Below are 17,548 nucleotides of genomic sequence, written 5' to 3' on the forward strand. Positions count from 1 at the left end.
TACGGCCCCTGGCGGTACTACGGGATGCCGCTATCAACCCTGGAGGCCGATTTGGAGGCGGGGCTACTGTGAGCCCCTATCAACCCCGAATGACGAAGAACCGATATTTGGTGCGACCTTCTTTCAGGCTCCGCACGACAACATGCCGTTATACGGTATACCGCCGATCAATAGAGTCGCTGTCGATACGTTAATCATTCGGTGAACTGCCTGCCCACTCGGCAATTGCGTGACGAATGAGCAGTTTTATAACGAAATTAATCGATGTTTAAGAATTTCTAAGTCCTCATGACGCTCCCATCCTCAGGGCGCTCGTCATGCTCTCGAACCTCACCATCCGGGTGCGCCTTATCGCCTCGCTTGCCCTTCTGCTCGTCCTGACCGTGGGACTGGGCGGCTTCTGCTATCACCGCCTCGGGGAGCTGCGCGTCGCGGTCGCCGAACTCAGCGGCAACGCCCTTCCGTCGACCCGCATCATCGGCCGCCTGGCGACCGATTTCGAGACGCTGCGCAGCCGTCAGCTCGCCTACCTGCTCTCCAGCGAGCAGCGTCGGCCCGCCTCGCTCGGGCGCCTGCGGGAGACCATGGCGGCGATCGACGCCGACCTCGCGGAATACGCGCCCTACGTCAGCCCGGGCGAGGAGGACCTCTGGGAGGCGATCCGCAAGACCGTCCCGGCCTACTCGAAGATGGGCGAGGAATACCTGCGCCGCCTGAGCGCCGGCGACGAGAAGGGCGGGTCCGACTATCTCCTCGACGGCATGCTGCCGACGCTGAACGCCGCCCGCGCCGCCCTCAAGGCCGACGTCCAGTTCAACGACGCCTTCGGCCGCAAGGCCGCCGCGACCGCCGACGCGCTCGGCGACGGTGCGCGCTTCGCGATCGCGGTCGTGCTCGCCCTCGTCGTCACGGTCACGCTCGCGGTCTCGTGGATGGCGGTGGCGTCGATCTCGGTCCCGATCCGGCGCATGGCCGGCGTGATGCGGGTGGTGGCCGAGGGCGACGTCGCCGCCCCGGTGCCGAATGCCGGCGAGCGCAGCGAGCTCGGTGAGATGGCCGCCGCCCTCCAAGTGTTCAAGGACAACCTCGCCCGCACCCGCGCGCTGGAGGAGGAGACCGCACTCGCCCGTGCCTCCGCCGAGGAGCAGCGCCGCCGCGCCATGCGCGAGATGGCCGACGGCTTCGAGGCCGCGGTCGGCGGCGTCATCGGCATGGTCGCCTCCGCGGCCACCGAGCTGCAGGCGACTGCCAGTTCCATGAGCGGCACCGCCGCCGAGACCGCGGCGCAATCGACAGCCGTCGCGGCCGCCGCCGAGGAGGCCGCCTCGAACGTCGGCACCGTGGCGGTGGCGGCCGAGGAGCTCGGCGCCTCGGTCCAGGAGATCAGCCGCCAGGTCGGCGGCTCGGCGGACCTGGCCCAGCGCGCCGTGGCCGAGGCCGACCGGACCGGCGCCCAGGTGCAGGAGCTGAGCGCCGCCGTCTCGCGGATCGGCGACGTGGTCGGGCTGATCTCGTCGATCGCCGAGCAGACCAACCTGCTGGCCCTGAACGCCACGATCGAGGCGGCCCGCGCCGGGGCGGCCGGGAAGGGCTTCGCGGTGGTGGCCGGCGAGGTGAAGGCGCTGGCCGGGCAGACCGCGAAGGCGACGAGCGAGATTTCCGAGCAGATCGTTCGCATCCAGGCCTCGACCGGCCAGGCGGTGTCCTCGATCGAGGGAATCACCGGGCGGATCCGGGAGATCAACGCGGTGGCGGCCTCGATCGCGGCGGCGGTGGAGCAGCAGGGCGCGGCGACCCAGGAGATCGTCCGCAACGTCTCCCAGGCGGCCATCGGCGCCGGCGAGGTCACGGGCAACATCGCCGGGGTGGCGGGGGCGGCCGAGGAGACCGGTGCGGCGGCAAGCCAGGTGCTCTCGGCCTCCTCCGAGCTGTCGCGCCAGTCCGAGCACCTGACCGCCGAGGTCGCGCGCTTCCTCGCGACGGTGCGGGCGGCCTGACGCGGGGCCGGTGCGGCCCCGGCGAACGCCGTGCCGGAACCGCGTCTGCAGCGATCGCCGTCCACCCGAGGCAAGATGATACGACGTCTGTCCGGGCGGTCATCCGTCCGGGCGAGCGGAGCGAGGACGGGTCGCGGGACGGCGATCGTCGCAGGAAAACGGCGTCCGCGCTTAGCAATTCTGCAATGCCTCTACGTCAAGGTTGTGTCCAAAGCCACAGCCGCAATCGTAGGGTCATGGAACGCCGAAAGCCGCAGCCGCTCCGTCGCCACCGGGCCGTCCGTCCCATCCCGACCCGGCTCCGGAGCGGCACCCGATGATGGCGGATCCGGCGGCGCGCGCCACGCGCTGGCTCCGGTCGTCCCGGGCCTGGGTCGTGGTCGGGATCCTGGCTCCGCTCGGCATGGTCGCCGTGTGCGGGATGATGCTGCTCGACCTGCGCCGGGACGCCTGGGACAAGGCCGAGCAGACCTCGCGCAACCTGCTCCAGGTCATCGAGCGCGACATCGACCGCAACGTCGAGATCATCGACCTCGCCCTGCGCGCCGTGATCGAGAACATCGCCCTGCCTGGCATCGAGACGATCGATCCCGAGTTGCGCCAGCGCATCCTGTTCGACCGCGCGGTGAACGCCAAGGACCTCGGGGTGATGCTCGTCCTCGACGAGAACGGCGACACCGCCTTCGATGCGGCGCAGTGGCCGGCCCGCCGCCTGAACAACGCCGAGCGCGCCTATTTCCGGGCGCACAAGGCGCAGGCCGGCCTCGGGCTGTACATCAGCCAGCCCCTGATCTCGCAGCTCGCCGGCACGCCTGTCGTCGTCCTCAGCCGGCGGATCGACAAGCCCGACGGGTCCTTCGGCGGGGTCGTGCTCGGCAGCCTGTCGCTGTCCTACTTCAACCGCCTGTTCGACCAGATCGAGCTCGGCCGGGCAGGCACGATCAACCTCTTCCTCCACGACGGCACCCGCGTCGTGCGCTATCCCGAGCCCAACGTGGAGCTGGCCCCCAACTTCGCCTTCTCGCCCAACGTCCAGCGCTTCCTGCGCGAGGGGCGCGGCCGCTTCGTCGGCCTGACCCCGAGCGACGGCGTCGAGCGGCTCTACACCTTCACGCAGGTCGGCACCCTGCCGCTCATCCTCAACGTCGCCCTCTCGACCCGGGAGATCGAGGCCGAGTGGCGCACGAAGGCGCTGGTGATCGGCTGCATCGTGATCGTGCTGTGCGGCCTCACCATGGGGCTCTCGCTCCTCGTCGGCGGGGAGCTGCGCCGGCGCAACGCCGTGGAGGCCGAGCTGGCCCGGCTCTCCCGTACCGACGCCCTCACCGCCCTCCCCAACCGCCGCCATTTCGAGGAGGCGTTCGCGCGGGCCTGGGCGGCGGCGGATGTGGGGGGAGGCCCCGTCGCCCTGCTGGTCGTCGATGCCGACCACTTCAAGCGTTGCAACGACTGCCACGGCCACGCCGTGGGCGACCGGGTGCTGCAGGCGCTGGCCCGCGCCCTCGCGGCGAGCGCGCGGCGGCCGAGCGACGTCGTCGCCCGGGTCGGCGGCGAGGAGTTCGCCATCCTCCTGCCGGGCACCGACGTCCCCGGCGGCGCCAACGTCGCCCGGGCGGTACACGAGGCGGTCGCCGGGCTGGACATCGCGGCGGAGGGCGCGGGCATCGGCCCGGTCACCGTCAGCATCGGGCTCGCGGCCTGCCTGCCGAGCGAGGGCGGCAGCCCGGGCGACCTCTTTCGCCGCGCCGACCGCGCCCTCTACGAGGCCAAGGCCCGCGGCCGCAACCGGACCTGCCAGGCGGGCGCGGCGAGCGATCCCGCCAGCGGCCCGGCCTGCGCGCTGGCCGGTGGGACGGCCTGACCGGGCCGGCTCCCGTGCGGGCCCGGAGCCTCAGCCCAGGGGCAGCCCGTTGCGGCGCTGCAGCGCGCGGATCACCGCGCTATGGTCGAGGTCGCCGTCGCCCTCGGCGACCATCTCGGAGAAGAGCCCGTCGACCAGGGACAGGACCGGGAGCGTCAGGCCCAGCGTCGCGGCGTGCGAGAGCGCCGTGCCGGTATCCTTGACCTGGTACTTGGCCGGACCGCCCGGGGCGAAGTCGCGCTCGATCATCCGCAGGGCGTGCTGCTTGAGGATTGTCGAATCGGCAAAGCCGCCGAGCAGGGCCTCCCGGACCTTGGCCGGGTCGGCGCCGCCGCGCTCGACGAAGGTGATCGCCTCGGCGACCGTGACGATGGTCGAGGCGACGATCGCCTGGTTGGCGAGCTTGGCGAGCTGGCCGCAGCCGGCCGGCCCGACATGGGTCGGGCGCCCCATCGCGGACAGCACCGGCTCGGCCCGGGCGAAGGCTTCCGGGCTGCCGCCCGCCATGATCGCGAGCGTGCCGGCGACCGCCCCCCGCTCGCCGCCGGAGACCGGGGCGTCGACGTAGAGGAGGCCGGCCTCCGCCGCGGCCGCGGCCTGGCGCTGCGCCGTCTCGACCGGGATCGAGCTCATCACCACGAGGAGGCTCCCGGGCGCCATCGCCGGGAGGACGCCGCCGGACCCGAGCAGGATCTCGTCGCAGACCGGGCCGGAGCTCAGCATGCAGACCACCACGTCGGCGCCCTGCGCCGCCGCCCGCGGGTCGGCGGCGAGGCTCACCCCGTCCTGCGCCAGGGCGGCGGCCTTGTCGGGGGAGCGGTTCCAGGCCCGCACCGCGTGGCCGGCCCGGCCGAGGTGGCGCGCCATCGGCGCGCCCATGATGCCGGTGCCGAGGAATCCGATCGTCAGGGCCATCAGGCGGCCTCCGCCCCGCTGAGGCTGCGGGCGAGGAAGCGCACCGGCCGCTCCGCCTCGATCAAGGCCGGGAAGCCGGCCCGGAACCGGGCGAGGTGCGGGGTCTCGAGATGGGCGTCGAAGGCGGCGCGGTCGTCGTAGACCTCGTAGAACACCACCGCGAGCGGGTCGCTCTCGCTCACCGCGACGTCGAAGGCGCGGCAGCCGGGCTCGTCGGCGACGGAGCGGCGGGCGTCGTCGTGGGCGAGCGCGAGGAAGGCGTCGAGGGAGCCGGGCTTCACCCGGAACTCGGCGATGACCACGAAGGGCCGGGAAGAGGACATGGCGGATCCCGATCGAGGAAGAGAGGCCGGAGGCGGGCAGCGGCGCCGGGGGCCCGGCGCCGCGCGTCCCGTCAGGCCGCCTGCGCGGCCGCGGCCTGACGGGTGGTCTCTTCCATCTGACGGCGCAGGGCCACCACGTCGAGGTCGGCGACCAGCTCGACGTCGTCGACGCTCACGATCTGGTCGCGGGCGACCGGGCGCTTGAGCTTCACGTTGTGGGCGAGGCCGATCGGCAGGGCGCCGAGCGCCAGGCTCTTCGAGGCGGGGATCGCGTTCGCCCACACCGCGTAGCCGCCCTCGCCATCCAGCATCTCACCGGGCTTGAGGTCGCGCTTGGCGGTCGCCACCGCGTCGCCGCGGAACTCCTTCGAGCAGCCGGTCGGCTCGTTGCGCAGCACCGCCGACAGCACGCTGATGCTGGTCTCGAGGCCGATCATGTGGAACGGGCGCCACATCGAGCCGTACCAGCCCGACGGATCGGTGAGCAGGCCGTACTGCTTGAAGCAGGCCTTGGTGTACTCGCTCGTCGCCTTGAAGGTGACGAACACGCCGTAGCGGATGTTGTTGAACACCTCGCGGCCGTCCGGCTCCTGGCTCGCCGCGATGTCGACGAGGCCCGAGCGCGGCAGGCGGCCGCCGTCGGCGACCGGGCGGAAGACCCGGGCGAGGTCCTGCAGGCCGGTCGGCGGGAAGGCGAGGCCGTCGTCCGGGCAGTCGAGCCCGGTGCCGTTGGCCACCGCCGCCATCTCGATCGCCGCCTTGGTGCCGTCGGTGAACGAGTTGTACATCTTCGGGTTGAAGTCGCCCTTCTTCACCTCCTCCTCGGACCAGCCGAAGAAGCCCCACACGGTGTCCGGGGTGGAGTAGCGGTAGCGCGGCTCGAAGTTCATGCCCTTGCCGGCCGAGGTCAGCTCGAAGCCGCAGGAGCGGGCCCAGTCGACCAGCTCGCAGATGATCGCCGGCTGGTCGCCGTAGGCCATCGAGTAGACGACGCCCTGGCGGCGGGCGCGCTCGGCGAGCAGCGGGCCGCACAGCACGTCGGCCTCGACGTTGACCATCACGACGTGCTTGCGCGCGTCGATCGCCTGGATGGCGTGGCGGATGCCGGCGATCGGGTGGCCGGTCGCCTCGATGATGCACTCGATCTCGTCGCAGGCGCTGAGCGCGGCGGCATCGGCGGTGACGAAGGTGCGGCCGCTCTTCACGGCGTCGCCCATCGAGGTCGCCGAATAGCGCTCCTCGGGCCAGTCGACGCGGGCGAGCGAGGCGCGGGCGCGGCCGACATCGAGGTCGGCGACCGCGACGACGTGCATGCCCTCGATGCGCTGGGCCTGGGCCAGGACCATCGAGCCGAACTTGCCGGCGCCGATCAGGCCGACGCGGACCGGACGGCCGGACGCGGCACGGGCGAGGAGCAGGGTGGAGAGATTCATCGGTTTCCTCCTGGGCCGACCGGCTCTTGTCCGCTCGTGCAGGAGGGAGCGGGGCCGGTCTCGGCGCGATCCCGGCGCGGTCGTGAACCGCCCGCCGGGATCTGACGCCAGGACGCTAGAAGCGGGCTCCGTGAAGGACAATCCAGATTTACGAGGCGACCGTGAAGCGGCTCTAAAGCGTCGTTAGGGCGTCCCGCTCCGCCGCCCAGGCGTCGCGCTCGCGCCGGATCCAGTCGAGGAAGGCCCGGACCTTGTGCAGGCGCAGGTGGTCGGGCGGGCACGTCACCCACTGGGTCACGACAGTGACCCGCGGCGGGTCGGCGAGCGGGCAGGCGAGGCGCCCGGCCCGCAGGTCGCCCCACAGCATCAGGTCGCTCTCCAGCGCGATGCCGAGGCCGCCGGCGGCGGCGTCGATCGCCATGTGGGTGCGGTCGAACAGGAGGCGGCGCCAGCGCGGGGCCGGCGCGATCCCGGCGCGGGTGAACCAGTGCGGCCACTGCACCTGCGACTTCACCGAGTGGATCAGCAGGTGCCGGGGGAGGTCGCCGGCCGCGAGGCCGCCGGGCGCGGCGAGCGCGGGGGCGCAGACCGGCCGGAAGCTCTCTTCCACCAGCCCCTCGACGAACAGGCCCGGCCAGCCGCCGGTGCCGTGCCGGATCTCGATGTCGACGTTCTCCTTCTGGAACGCCGTCGGCTCGTTGGTGCCGTCGAGGCGCAGCTCGATGTCGGGATGCGCGGTGATGAAGGAGGAGAGCCGCGGCAGCAGCCACTTCGTCGACAGGCTCGGGGTCGCCCGCACGGTCAGCGTCGTCATCGAGCGGAAGCCCTGGATGCGCTGCGTCGCCTCCATGATCCGGTCGATCTCGGACCCGATCATCTCGAAGTAGCGCTCGCCGGCCTCGGTCAGCACGATGGCGCGGCCGGACTTGCCGATCAGCGCGGTGCCGAGCGCGAGCTCGAGGGACTGGACCTGCTGGCTCACCGCCGAGGGCGTGACGCCGAGATCCTCCGCCGCCCGGGTGATGCTGCCGGAGCGGGCGACGGCGTGGAAGACCGTGATGGCGCGAAGCGGGACCGACATCCCCATGGTTTAGCGCCACTACACGAAACTGCAAATAATCTGGATTGTCCTACATCGACGCGGTTCCTACTCTCGGCAGCCAAGCGAGACGAGACGCTCCGCACGAAGACGAGTCGTCCGAGGTATGACGAGGCACCGGGTCCCCGACCCTGCGTAAGGCAGGGGGATCCGCCCCCTCTCCTCCCCGGACGGCCCCGCGACGGCAGGAGCGCCGCCAGGGAGGAAGCAGCCGTCGCGGCCCCGCGCCGCCGTCGCGTCACGCCTCCCTCCGTCTCGACCCAACGATGCCGCACCGCGGACCCACGCGGATGACGGCGCGACGGAGGAAACCGATGACGTCCACCCCCGATTCCAAGCAGGGTCCCTCCCGCCGCCTGTTCCTGGCCGGCGCCGCCGCCGTCCCGCTCGTGGCGATCCGCACGCAGCCGGCGCGCGCCGCCGAGTTCAACTACAAGCTCGCCACCGGCCAATCCCTGACCCAGCCGATCAACGCCCGGCTCGACCAGGCCTGCCAGCGCATCCGCGAGGCCTCGGGCGGGAGGATCGAGCTGAAGTTCTTCCCGGCAAGCCAGCTCGGCTCCGACACCGACCTGATCACCCAGGTCCGCACCGGCGGCATCGAGTTCCTCAACATCGCCGGTTCGGTGATCTCGACGGTGGCCTCGGGTGCGGCGATCACCAATGTGGGCTTCGCCTTCTCCGACTACGACCACGTCTGGCGCGGGGTCGACGGGCCGGTGGGCGCCTATGTCCGCACCCAGATCGAGAAGGCCGGCCTGATCGTCGCCGCCAAGGCCGCCGACAACGGCTTCCGCCAGATCACCTCGAACGCCAAGCCGATCAAGACGCCCGACGACCTCAAGGGCTACCGCATCCGCGTGCCGGTGGCGCCGATCTTCACCTCGCTGTTCTCGAGCCTCGGGGCGAGCCCGACCTCGATCAACTTCAACGAGCTCTACACGGCGCTGCAGACCCGGCTGGTCGACGGCGAGGAGAACGGCCTCGTCACGATCGAGGCCGGCAAGCTCTACGAGGTGCAGAAGTACCTCACCGAGACCAACCACATCTGGGACCCCTTCTGGATCGTCGCCAACCGGCGTGCCTTCGGCAAGCTGCCCGACGCGCTCCAGGAGATCGTCCGGCGCGAGCTCGACCGGGCCGCGATGGAGGAGCGCGAGGACGTCGCGCGCCTGACCGGTACCCTCAAGGGCCAGCTCGCCTCCCGCGGCCTGACCTTCGAGACCGCCGACAAGGCCGCCTTCCGCAAGAGCCTGACCCAGGCCGGCTTCTACCGCGACTGGAAGGAGAAGTTCGGGGCCGAGGCCTGGAAGGCGCTCGAGGCCGTCACCGGGGAACTGGCATGAGCGCCGTGGCCGACATCCACGGCCGGCCGGCGGCCGCCCTCCCGGCCGACTGGCTGTCCTCCGCCGAGCGGGCGCTACGCCTCGCCGTCGAGGTGCCGGCGGCGGCTCTCGTCGCCGCCGAGGCGGTAATCCTGTTCGCCGGCATCGTCTCGCGGGCGATCGGGCATTCGATCATCTGGAGCGACGAGCTCGCCTCGATCCTGTTCCTGTGGCTCGCGATGCTCGGCAGCGTCGTGGCGGTGCAGCGCGGCGAGCACATGCGGCTGACCTTCGTGGTCGGCGCGCTCTCGCCGCGGGCGCGGGCCTGGTGCGAGGCCCTGGCCATCGGGGCGATCTTCGCCTTCCTGGCGCTCCTCCTGCACGCCGCCTACGACTACACCGAGGACCAGTCCTTCGTGGAGACGCCGGCGCTCGGCTGGTCCGGCACCGTGCGGGCGCTCGCGGTACCGGTCGGCTTCGTGCTGGCGCTCCTGTCCTGCGCCCTGCGCCTCGCCCGCCACCGGATCACCGACCTCCTCGGGGTCGGTGCGGTGCTGCTCGGCGTCGTGGCGCTCCTCGCCCTCGCGGCGCCGGCGCTGGCCGGCATCGGCAACTGGGCGCTGCTGGTGTTCTTCGTCGGGCTCCTCGGCGTCGGCATCCTGGCCGGCGTGCCGATCGCGTTCTCGTTCGCGCTCGCGACCTCCGCCTACCTGCTCACCACCACCTCGACGCCGCTCACCATCGTGGTCGGCCGGATGGACGAGGGGATGAGCAGCCTGATCCTGCTCGCGATTCCCCTCTTCGTGCTGCTCGGCCAGCTCGTCGACGCGACCGGGATGGCCCGGGTGATGGTGGCGTTCCTCGCCTCGCTGCTCGGCCACGTGAAGGCCGGCATGTCCTACGTGCTCCTCGGCGCGATGCTGCTGGTCTCGGGCATCTCGGGCTCGAAGACCGCCGATATGGCGGCGGTGGCGCCCGTGCTGTTTCCCGAGATGCGCAAGCGCGGGATGAAGGACGGCGAACTGCTCTCGATCCTCGCCGCCTCGGGGGCAATGAGCGAGACGATCCCGCCCTCGATCGTGCTGATCGCCATCGCGTCGGCGACCGGCGTCTCGATCGCCGCCCTGTTCACCGCCGGCATCCTGCCGGCCCTGGTGCTGGCCCTCGTGCTCGCCGCGGTCGCCCGCTACCGCGCCGGCAAGGAGGAGGATGCGGTGGCGATCCCGCGCGCGCCCGCCTCGGTGGTGAAGAAGACCCTGCTCGTCGCCCTCCCCGCCCTGCTGCTGCCGTTCCTCATCCGCACCGCGGTGGTGGAGGGCGTCGCGACGGCGACGGAAGTCTCGACCATCGGCATCGTCTACTCGCTGGTGCTCGGCCTCGTGATCTATCGCGGCGGGCTCAAGCGCAAGGAGATCCTGCCGATGCTGGCGCGGACCGCCTCCCTGTCCGGGGCGATCCTGTTCATCGTCGGGGCCGCGAGCGCGATGGCCTGGGCGCTGACCCAGTCGGGCTTCTCGCACGACCTCGCCCGGGCGATGGCGGCGGTGCCGGGCGGCAAGACCGGCTTCCTGCTGATCTCGGTCGTCGCCTTCATCGTGCTCGGCAGCCTGCTCGAGGGCATCCCGGCGATCGTGCTGTTCGGGCCGCTGCTGTTCCCGATCGCGCACCAGTTCGGGATCCACGAGGTGCATTACAGCATGATCGTGATCCTCGCGATGGGACTGGGCCTGTTCGCCCCGCCCTTCGGGCTCTGCTACTACGCCGCCTGCATCATCGGCGGGGTGGCGCCCGAAGCCGGCATGCGCCGGATCTGGATCTACCTCGGCGCGCTGTTCCTCGGCCTCCTGGTGCTCACCTTCGTGCCGTGGTTCTCGATCGGGTTCCTGTAGCCCGCCCCGACCCGAAACGAGAAAGCCCGGACGGGGGAGACCCGTCCGGGCTTTCTCAGAGGAACTCGGTCCCCTGGCGGACCGTCCCAGGCAGGCTTCGCGTCGGCGGGCCGACGCTTCGCCCGGTCGGATTCTCGGTTCGTCGCAGATCTTGTCGCGAAACCGTGCGCCGCTTTTGCGAGATCGGCTTAGAACAGCCCCTCGATCCGCCCCTCGGCGTCGAGATGGATGCCTTCCGCCGCCGGCACCTTGGGGAGGCCGGGCATCGTCATGATCTCCCCGCAGATCGCCACAACGAAGCCGGCCCCGGCCGAGAGGCGGGCGTCGCGCACCGCCACGACGTGGCCGCTGGGCGCGCCCATCAGGGTCGGGTCGGTGGAGAACGAGTACTGGGTCTTGGCCATGCAGACCGGCAGGTGGCCGTGGCCGGCCTGCTCGAAGGCCGCGAGCTTGGCGGCCGCCTTCGATTCCACCTGGATGTCGGCGGCGCCGTAGAGGGTCTGGGCGACGGTGCGGATCTTGGCCTCCAGCGGCATCGCGTCCGGGTAGGCGAAGCGCGGCGCCGCGGCCGGGCCGGAATCGGCCAGGGCCGTCACCGCGTGGGCCAGCGCCTCGGCGCCGGCGCCGCCCTCGGCCCAGTGCCGGCAGGTGATCGCCTCGACGTCGAGCCGGTCGCGGCAGAGCGCCTTGAGCGCCGCGTGCTCGGCCTCGGTGTCGGCGTGGAAGTGGTTGACCGCCACCACCACGGGCGCGCCGAAACGGCGCACGTTCTCGACGTGGCGGGCGAGGTTGGCAAAGCCCCGCTCCAGGGCCTCGACGTTCTCGCGGCCGAGATCGGACTTGGCGACGCCGCCATGCATCTTGAGGGCCCGCACCGTCGCCACGATGACGACGGCCGACGGGCTGAGGCCGGCCTGGCGGCACTTGATGTCGAAGAACTTTTCCGCCCCGAGATCGGCTCCGAAGCCGGCCTCGGTCACCACGTAGTCGCCGAGCTTGAGGCCGGCCCGGGTCGCGATCACCGAGTTGCAGCCGTGGGCGATGTTGGCGAAGGGCCCGCCATGGATCAGGGCCGGGCTGCCCTCCAGGGTCTGGACGAGGTTGGGCTGGAGCGCGTCCTTGAGCAGCACCGTCATGGCGCCGGTGGCCTTGAGGTCGGCCAGCGTCACGGCCTTTCGGTCGCGGGTCTCCGCCACCACGATCCGGCCGAGGCGCGCCTCGAGGTCGGCGAGGTCGCGGGCGAGGCAGAACACCGCCATCACCTCGGAGGCGACGGTGATGTCGAAGCCGTCCTCCCGCGGGAAGCCGTTGGCGACGCCGCCGAGGCTCTGGGTGATGGTGCGCAGCGCCCGGTCGTTCATGTCGAGGACGCGGCGGAACGCCACCCGGCGCAGGTCGATGTCGAGGGCGTTGCCCCAGTAGACGTGGTTGTCGATCAGCGCCGCGGCGAGGCTGTGGGCCGAGGTGATGGCGTGGAAGTCGCCGGTGAAGTGGAGGTTGATCGCCTCCATCGGCACCACCTGGGCCTTGCCGCCGCCGGCCGCGCCGCCCTTCATGCCGAAGCACGGGCCGAGCGAGGGCTCGCGCAGGCAGATCACCGTCTTGCGGCCGATCCGGTTGAGCGCGTCGCCGAGTCCTACCGTGGTGGTGGTCTTGCCCTCGCCCGCCGGCGTCGGGCTAATCGCCGTCACCAGGATCAGCTTGCCCTCGGGCCGCGCCTCGAGGCTGCGGATATGGGCGTGGTCGACCTTGGCGATGTGCCGACCGTACGGGTGGAGTGCGTCCTCGGGAATGCCGATGCGCTCCGCGATGGCGGTGATCGGCTGGAGGGTGGCCGCGCGGGCGATCTCGATGTCGGTCGGCATGGGTCCCGATCGTTGTTCTGAAGCCGGGGGGATGACGGCTGGCGTGAGGCGGATTTTAGGCCAGAGGCGCTAGCTTCGAAAAGATCAAATCGCTTGAGCAGGATCCTCAGAAAAATTGAAGATCGCTCCGGCGGTTGCGAACAGGAACCGTCCCGCCCCCGGGGCTTTCGTGTCGCCGCGCCGCAAGCCCCGTTAGCCATGCCGAAGGATCGGCGAGGCCCGGACGCAGACGTTTCACCATTGGCGTCCCACAGTGACGGCGGGCCTGCGCGATCGCGGAGCGCCGGCCGGGGACGCTCGGGATACGGGGGAACGGGATGGCCTTCTGGCTGCGGGCCGGGCTGGTGATCGGCGCGATCTACTACCTCTCGCCGCTGCGGCTCGGCGAGGTGGCCCTTCCCGGCCCAGCCTTGCCCGGCACGGCCCGCCCGGCGCAACTCCCGGCGAGCGTCGGCGAGGCCGCGGGCGCGGCCTTCGCGCACTTGCCCGGGGACGTGCGGGCCCGGGTGGTGGAGACCGCCGCCGTGGAGGCCGGACGGGCGCTGGCCACCGGACTGCGGAACGCGGCCGCCGAGGCGGGCCGACCCGCCTCCCGCGATACCCTGACGGCCCAGGACCGCCAGGTTCCCTGGCGGGGTGCCGCGGAGCGCGACGGTCGTTGACGGCGCCCCGCCAGAGAGGCAGGGGGCGGAACTTTGCCGCGCGGCCCCGGTTCCGGATCGAAGGCTAGCAGCCGACCGTCGCGACGGTCGTCCCGTCCTGTGCGGGCCGCCCCCGGGACGGTGGCGTTGCTCAACGCTGTCTTCAGAAGCGCCTAGTCCGAGCCGCAGTGCCCCGCGACTACTTCGATATCATGGACGCGACCCAGAGCGTGCCGGACGAGGCCGGGCTCGATTGCCGTGATCTCGACGAAGCCCACCGCCAGGCCCGCACCCTGATCGCCGACGCGATGACCGGCCGGGAGGCGACCCGGATCGACTGGTGCGCCTGGCGCGTCGAGGTTCGCGACGAGGTGCACGGCCTGGTGTTCACCGTGCCGTTCCCGGTGACGCTCCGGCAGGTATCCGTGGGGAACCCCCGTCGACTCGTCCCCAGGCATGCGGCATCGCCGGGGGAGAGGGGCTAACAAACCGTGATCACACTTCTATACTGGTAAGGAGTTACTAGGTCCCGCCCGCGGCGGCGGACCGGGACGGTTCCGGTCCGGCAGGGAAGGTTGTGCGATGTCCGAGATCGAGGAGGAGGTTCCGCCCGGGCGCGTGGTCGACGCGCTCGATGTCCTCCTGCAGACCCCGCCCTTCCTGCGCTCGCCGAAGCTGGCGCGGTTCCTTCGCTTTGTGGTGGAGGAGGAACTGGCCGGGCGCGGCGCCACCATCAAGGCCTACACCATCGCCACCCAGGCGCTGGGCCGGGGACCCGACTTCGATCCGAGCCTCGATCCCAGCGTGCGCGTCGAGGCCGGACGGCTGCGCCGCGCGCTCGAGGACGTCTATGCCCGGCACGCCGGAGGGCTCGATGTCCGGGTCACGATTCCCGTCGGCGGCTACCGGCCGCGCTTCAGTGCCCTCGATGCGGCGCCGGCCCTCGCCGAGATGGTGCCCGACCCCGAGCCCGACGACGTCCCGCCCCCGGTGACGGTGCGGCGGCGTCCGACCGGCGGCATCAGCCCCCGCGGCGAGACCATGATCATCGCACTCCTCGCCGGCATCCTGCTGGTGCTCTGCATCGATCTCGCGCTGACCGTGAGCGCCCGGCTCGCCCCGGATCCCTCGCCCACGCGAGAACTCGCGGTGCGCCGCCGTTGAGCTGATCCCGCAAGAGCGGCCGCCGGTTCGCGGCAGGAATCAGCGATCGAACCGGAATCCAAGCCGATGGAAAGCCGGTCTGCCAACGCGAGGGCCTGCGTGGAGACGTCAGGTCCAGCGGGTGGCGAACCGGGCGAGGTCGGTCGCGGTGTCGAAGGCCACGACGCCGAGCGTGCGGGTCTCCTCGGGCCAGCCTGGAAACGGCACGTAGGTCACCGCGCGCCGGCTGTAGCGGGTGCTGGGGGCTTCGGTGCCGGCCCAGTCGCGCACCTCCGCCGCCAGGGCGTCGGGGTCGTCCGGCGCGACGAGGCCGGACCGCTCGCGCAGGGCGATCACGTAGGAGCCGAGATCCGGGTGCTGGTCGCGCAGCACCTTGACGATGTCGATCATGGTCCGGTGGGCCTTGCGGAAACGGGCCGGGCCTCTGGCCCGCCCTCGGGTTGCGGCATCGCGGGATCCGGTCCCGGCAGTCGCCCGCGACCCCGGGGGTGCGGGCGACGCGACGCGATCAGAAGCTCTGCGGCTCGTTGATCTGGACCACGGGCTGGCCCTTGAAGAAGTTCGGGATGTCCCCGAAGATCTCCTTGCCGTGCGCGGCGCCGGCCTTCTGGAAGTCTTCGAGGGAGCGGAAGGTGAGGAGCGCCATCACCTGGAACGGCGCCGGGCTGCCGTCCGGCGTGCCGCTCGCCCTGACCACCTCGACCTTGTCCAGGCCCATCGACGACCAGCGCTCGCGCACCAGCGGCATGTGGTGCTTGAGGTAGTAGTCGAGGTCGAAGGGCTGGGCGTCGGAGCCGCCCGGATACATCACGCTGACGAGGATCATGGCGTCGGTTCTTCCCCGGCTTCACGGGACTCGTGCTCGGTCCCTGCGCCAGACAGAGCATCCTTCCGGCTCCGGGCGCAAGCGTCCGGCCCGCCGCATCGCCGCCGGGCCGGGGCTTCCCCCATGGCATTTACGCCGTATGGCATGTCCGCCTTGCGGCATTCTCGTCGGAGGCGTTCACCCCCAGAGCGCCGGCTCCGGCGGGTGGACGAGGCTGCCCTCGAAAAGCAGGCCGGGCTCGCGGTCGCGGGAGAGCAGTAGCGGACCGTCGAGGTCGACGAAGTCGGCATAGCCCGCCAGCAGCATCGCCGGCGCCATCGCGAGCGAGGTGCCGAGCATGCACCCGACCATGATCGACAGCCCCCGCGCCTTGGCGGCCTGGGCGAGCAGCAGCGCCTCGGTGAGGCCGCCGGCCTTGTCGAGCTTGATGTTGATCGCGTCGTAGCGGTCGGTCAGGCCGTCGAGCCCGGCGCGATCGTGCAGGCTCTCGTCGGCGCAGATCGGGATCGGGCGGGCGATCGCGCGCAACGCCGCGTCGTCGCCGGCCGGCAGCGGCTGCTCGATCAGCTCGACCCCGGCCGCGACGCAGGCCGCGAGGTTGGCCTCGATCGTCTCCGGGGACCACGCCTCGTTGGCGTCGACCACCAGGCGCGAATCCGGGGCGCCCCGGCGCACCGCCGCGATCCGCTCCGGGTCGCCGGCCCCGCCGAGCTTCACCTTGAGGAGCGGCCGGGCCGCCGCCATGCGGGCCGCCGCCGCCATCTCCTCCGGGCTGCCGAGGCTCAGGGTGTAGCAGGTCGTGACCGGGGCGGGCGCCGGGAGGCCGGCCAGCGCATGGGCGGGCCGGCCGGCGCGCTTGGCCTCGAGGTCCCACAGGGCGCAGTCGAGGGCGTTGCGGGCCGCGCCCGCGGGAAGGCGCGCGGCGAGGCCCCGGCGGTCGAGCCCGGCGGCGAGCGCGTCTTCCTGCGCGGCGATGAGGTCGCGCACGCCCTCGACGGTCTCGCCGTAGCGGGCGTAGGGCACGCACTCGCCCCGTCCCGTGACGGTCCCGTCGGTGACGGTCGCGGTCACCACCACGGCCTCCGTGCGGCTGCCGCGCGAGATGGTGAACCGGCCGGCGATCGGCCAGGGCTCAATGGCGGTCGCGAGCCGGATCACGCCGGGAACTCCTCGACCAGGCGGTCGACCAGGGCCTCGACCCCGAAGCGCACCGGATCGGTCGCCGGCAGGCCGTGCTCGGCGGCGAGCTTCTTGAGGAGCGCCCGCGCCTCCCCCTCCTCCAGGGCCTGGGTGTTGACCGCGATGCCGGTCGGCCGGATGTCCGGGTTGGTCAGGCGGCCAAGCTGCACCGTGAGGTCGATCACCTCCTTGATGCTCGGCAGCGGATGCTTGACGCCGCGCATCGTCGTGCGGGTCGGCTCGTGGCAGACCACGAAGGCGTCGGCCTGGGCGCCGTGCAGCAGGCCGAGGCTGACGCCGGCGAAGCTCGGGTGGAACAGCGAGCCCTGGCCTTCGATCAGGTCCCAGTGCGCCGGGTCGGCGGCGGGCGCGATCCACTCGACGGCGCCGGAGATGAAGTCGGCCACCACCGCGTCGATGGCGACGCCGCGGCCGGAGATGAACACCCCGGTCTGGCCGGTGGCGCGGAAATCGGCGTCGAGGCCGCGGTCCCGCATCCCCTTCTCCAGCGCCAGCACGGTGTACTTCTTGCCGACCGAGCAGTCGGTGCCGACGGTCAAGAGCCGCCGGCCCGGGCGCCGCGTGCCCTTGCCGGTGTCGAACCGTTCCTCGGAGTGGCGCACGTCGTGGAGCTGCCGCCCGTGCCGGGCCGCGGCCTCGGCGATCTCCGGCACCGAGCCGAGGCGGGTGTGCAGGCCGCTCGCCACGTCGAGCCCGGCCTCCAGCGCCGCGACGATGGTGGCGACCCAGTGCGGCGGCAGCACGCCGCCGGCATTGACCACGCCGACGATCAGCGTGCGGGCGCCGCGGGCGATCCCCTCGTCGATGGTCAGGTCCGGAATGCCGAGATCGGCGGCGCAGGACGGGAGGCGCAACTGCCCGACGCACCATTCGGGCCGCCAGTCGACGATGCCGTAGGCGGTCTTGGCGGCGAGCCGGTCGGGCACGTCGCCGAGGAACATCAGGTAGGGCGTGGCGATCTGCATCGGCTGAACGGTCCGTCGTCGCGGGGCGTCACGGGACCGGGCCCA

General features: G+C 71.8%; 16 protein-coding genes. 7 read left to right on the forward strand and 9 right to left on the reverse strand.

The genetic code is table 11. From position 1 onward, the window contains the following. Positions 1-317: 317 nt before the first annotated feature. On the forward strand, positions 318-1,997 hold the full coding sequence (locus HPY23_RS29760; RefSeq protein WP_091884069.1) for a methyl-accepting chemotaxis protein: 1,680 nt from the start codon (positions 318-320) through the stop codon (positions 1,995-1,997). Positions 1,998-2,313: 316 nt separating this feature from the next. Further along, complete coding sequence (locus tag HPY23_RS29765; RefSeq protein WP_091884072.1) at positions 2,314-3,858, forward strand: sensor domain-containing diguanylate cyclase; 1,545 nt, start codon at positions 2,314-2,316, stop codon at positions 3,856-3,858. Positions 3,859-3,888: 30 nt separating this feature from the next. On the opposite strand, the gene HPY23_RS29770 is transcribed toward HPY23_RS29765, so the two are convergent. From HPY23_RS29770 to HPY23_RS29785, 4 genes are all read right to left on the reverse strand, one after another. After that, positions 3,889-4,773, reverse strand: a complete 885-nt coding sequence (locus HPY23_RS29770; protein ID WP_091884075.1) for an NAD(P)-dependent oxidoreductase — start codon at positions 4,771-4,773, stop codon at positions 3,889-3,891. After that, entirely contained in the window at positions 4,773-5,096 is a 324-nt protein-coding gene (locus HPY23_RS29775) for a putative quinol monooxygenase (protein WP_091884078.1), read from the reverse strand. Before HPY23_RS29775 ends, HPY23_RS29770 begins: the two co-directional genes overlap by 1 nt. Positions 5,097-5,167: 71 nt before the next feature. Then, complete coding sequence (locus tag HPY23_RS29780) at positions 5,168-6,529, reverse strand: NAD(P)H-dependent oxidoreductase (protein WP_091884081.1); 1,362 nt, start codon at positions 6,527-6,529, stop codon at positions 5,168-5,170. A 172-nt stretch (positions 6,530-6,701) separates the two neighbouring features. Next, on the reverse strand, positions 6,702-7,610 hold the full coding sequence (locus tag HPY23_RS29785; RefSeq protein WP_060848064.1) for a LysR substrate-binding domain-containing protein: 909 nt from the start codon (positions 7,608-7,610) through the stop codon (positions 6,702-6,704). Positions 7,611-7,942: 332 nt separating this feature from the next. Between HPY23_RS29785 and HPY23_RS29790 the strand changes: the two genes are divergently transcribed. Together HPY23_RS29790 and HPY23_RS29795 are read left to right on the forward strand one after the other, a co-directional pair. Continuing rightward, positions 7,943-8,974, forward strand: coding sequence for a TRAP transporter substrate-binding protein (locus HPY23_RS29790; RefSeq protein WP_060848065.1), 1,032 nt, complete (start codon positions 7,943-7,945; stop codon positions 8,972-8,974). After that, the gene (locus tag HPY23_RS29795) at positions 8,971-10,842 is read left to right on the forward strand and encodes a TRAP transporter large permease (protein ID WP_091884083.1); all 1,872 of its coding nucleotides are present in this window, start codon (positions 8,971-8,973) and stop codon (positions 10,840-10,842) included. The genes HPY23_RS29790 and HPY23_RS29795 overlap by 4 nt, the downstream gene beginning before the upstream one ends. 188 nt (positions 10,843-11,030) lie before the next feature. Here HPY23_RS29795 and HPY23_RS29800 read toward each other — a convergent pair whose 3' ends face one another. After that, positions 11,031-12,707 (reverse strand): formate--tetrahydrofolate ligase, encoded by a 1,677-nt coding sequence (locus tag HPY23_RS29800; RefSeq protein ID WP_060848067.1) that lies wholly within the window; start codon positions 12,705-12,707, stop codon positions 11,031-11,033. Positions 12,708-13,024: 317 nt separating this feature from the next. Between HPY23_RS29800 and HPY23_RS29805 the strand changes: the two genes are divergently transcribed. The 3 genes from HPY23_RS29805 to HPY23_RS29815 all read left to right on the forward strand — a co-directional run bounded on the left by HPY23_RS29805 (position 13,025) and on the right by HPY23_RS29815 (position 14,512). Further along, on the forward strand, positions 13,025-13,369 hold the full coding sequence (locus HPY23_RS29805; protein WP_091884086.1) for a hypothetical protein: 345 nt from the start codon (positions 13,025-13,027) through the stop codon (positions 13,367-13,369). A 167-nt stretch (positions 13,370-13,536) separates the two neighbouring features. After that, positions 13,537-13,833, forward strand: a complete 297-nt coding sequence (locus HPY23_RS29810; RefSeq protein WP_175539897.1) for a DUF6894 family protein — start codon at positions 13,537-13,539, stop codon at positions 13,831-13,833. A gap of 97 nt (positions 13,834-13,930) precedes the next feature. After that, positions 13,931-14,512: a hypothetical protein gene (locus tag HPY23_RS29815; RefSeq protein WP_091884089.1), complete on the forward strand. Its 582-nt coding sequence runs from the start codon at positions 13,931-13,933 to the stop codon at positions 14,510-14,512. A gap of 108 nt (positions 14,513-14,620) precedes the next feature. Here the strand turns inward: HPY23_RS29815 and HPY23_RS29820 are convergent, their stop codons facing one another. From HPY23_RS29820 to dgcN, 4 genes are all read right to left on the reverse strand, one after another. Next, positions 14,621-14,902 (reverse strand): hypothetical protein, encoded by a 282-nt coding sequence (locus HPY23_RS29820; protein ID WP_060848071.1) that lies wholly within the window; start codon positions 14,900-14,902, stop codon positions 14,621-14,623. Positions 14,903-15,020: 118 nt separating this feature from the next. Next, complete coding sequence (locus HPY23_RS29825) at positions 15,021-15,338, reverse strand: EthD family reductase (RefSeq protein ID WP_060848072.1); 318 nt, start codon at positions 15,336-15,338, stop codon at positions 15,021-15,023. A gap of 177 nt (positions 15,339-15,515) precedes the next feature. Next, a complete protein-coding gene (gene dgcA, locus HPY23_RS29830; RefSeq protein ID WP_091884091.1) occupies positions 15,516-16,496 on the reverse strand; it encodes an N-acetyl-D-Glu racemase DgcA in 981 nt (326 codons plus the stop codon). After that, positions 16,493-17,503, reverse strand: coding sequence for an N-acetyltransferase DgcN (dgcN, locus tag HPY23_RS29835; protein WP_091884094.1), 1,011 nt, complete (start codon positions 17,501-17,503; stop codon positions 16,493-16,495). The genes dgcA and dgcN overlap by 4 nt, the downstream gene beginning before the upstream one ends. Positions 17,504-17,548 lie beyond the last annotated feature (45 nt).

Origin of the sequence: Methylobacterium ajmalii (assembly GCF_016613415.1) — a bacterium.
In the GTDB taxonomy this organism is placed as follows: Bacteria; Pseudomonadota; Alphaproteobacteria; order Rhizobiales; family Beijerinckiaceae; genus Methylobacterium; species Methylobacterium ajmalii.

Bases quoted from the DNA above. Each gene is read 5' to 3' on its own strand.
- HPY23_RS29760 (WP_091884069.1), top strand. From the start codon at position 318: ATGCTCTCGAACCTCACCATCCGGGTGCGCCTTATCGCCTCGCTTGCC.
- HPY23_RS29765 (WP_091884072.1), top strand. From the start codon at position 2,314: ATGATGGCGGATCCGGCGGCGCGCGCCACGCGCTGGCTCCGGTCGTCC.
- HPY23_RS29770 (WP_091884075.1), bottom strand. From the start codon at position 4,773: ATGGCCCTGACGATCGGATTCCTCGGCACCGGCATCATGGGCGCGCCG.
- HPY23_RS29775 (WP_091884078.1), bottom strand. From the start codon at position 5,096: ATGTCCTCTTCCCGGCCCTTCGTGGTCATCGCCGAGTTCCGGGTGAAG.
- HPY23_RS29780 (WP_091884081.1), bottom strand. From the start codon at position 6,529: ATGAATCTCTCCACCCTGCTCCTCGCCCGTGCCGCGTCCGGCCGTCCG.
- HPY23_RS29785 (WP_060848064.1), bottom strand. From the start codon at position 7,610: ATGTCGGTCCCGCTTCGCGCCATCACGGTCTTCCACGCCGTCGCCCGC.
- HPY23_RS29790 (WP_060848065.1), top strand. From the start codon at position 7,943: ATGACGTCCACCCCCGATTCCAAGCAGGGTCCCTCCCGCCGCCTGTTC.
- HPY23_RS29795 (WP_091884083.1), top strand. From the start codon at position 8,971: ATGAGCGCCGTGGCCGACATCCACGGCCGGCCGGCGGCCGCCCTCCCG.
- HPY23_RS29800 (WP_060848067.1), bottom strand. From the start codon at position 12,707: ATGCCGACCGACATCGAGATCGCCCGCGCGGCCACCCTCCAGCCGATC.
- HPY23_RS29805 (WP_091884086.1), top strand. From the start codon at position 13,025: ATGGCCTTCTGGCTGCGGGCCGGGCTGGTGATCGGCGCGATCTACTAC.
- HPY23_RS29815 (WP_091884089.1), top strand. From the start codon at position 13,931: ATGTCCGAGATCGAGGAGGAGGTTCCGCCCGGGCGCGTGGTCGACGCG.
- HPY23_RS29820 (WP_060848071.1), bottom strand. From the start codon at position 14,902: ATGATCGACATCGTCAAGGTGCTGCGCGACCAGCACCCGGATCTCGGC.
- HPY23_RS29825 (WP_060848072.1), bottom strand. From the start codon at position 15,338: ATGATCCTCGTCAGCGTGATGTATCCGGGCGGCTCCGACGCCCAGCCC.
- dgcN (WP_091884094.1), bottom strand. From the start codon at position 17,503: ATGCAGATCGCCACGCCCTACCTGATGTTCCTCGGCGACGTGCCCGAC.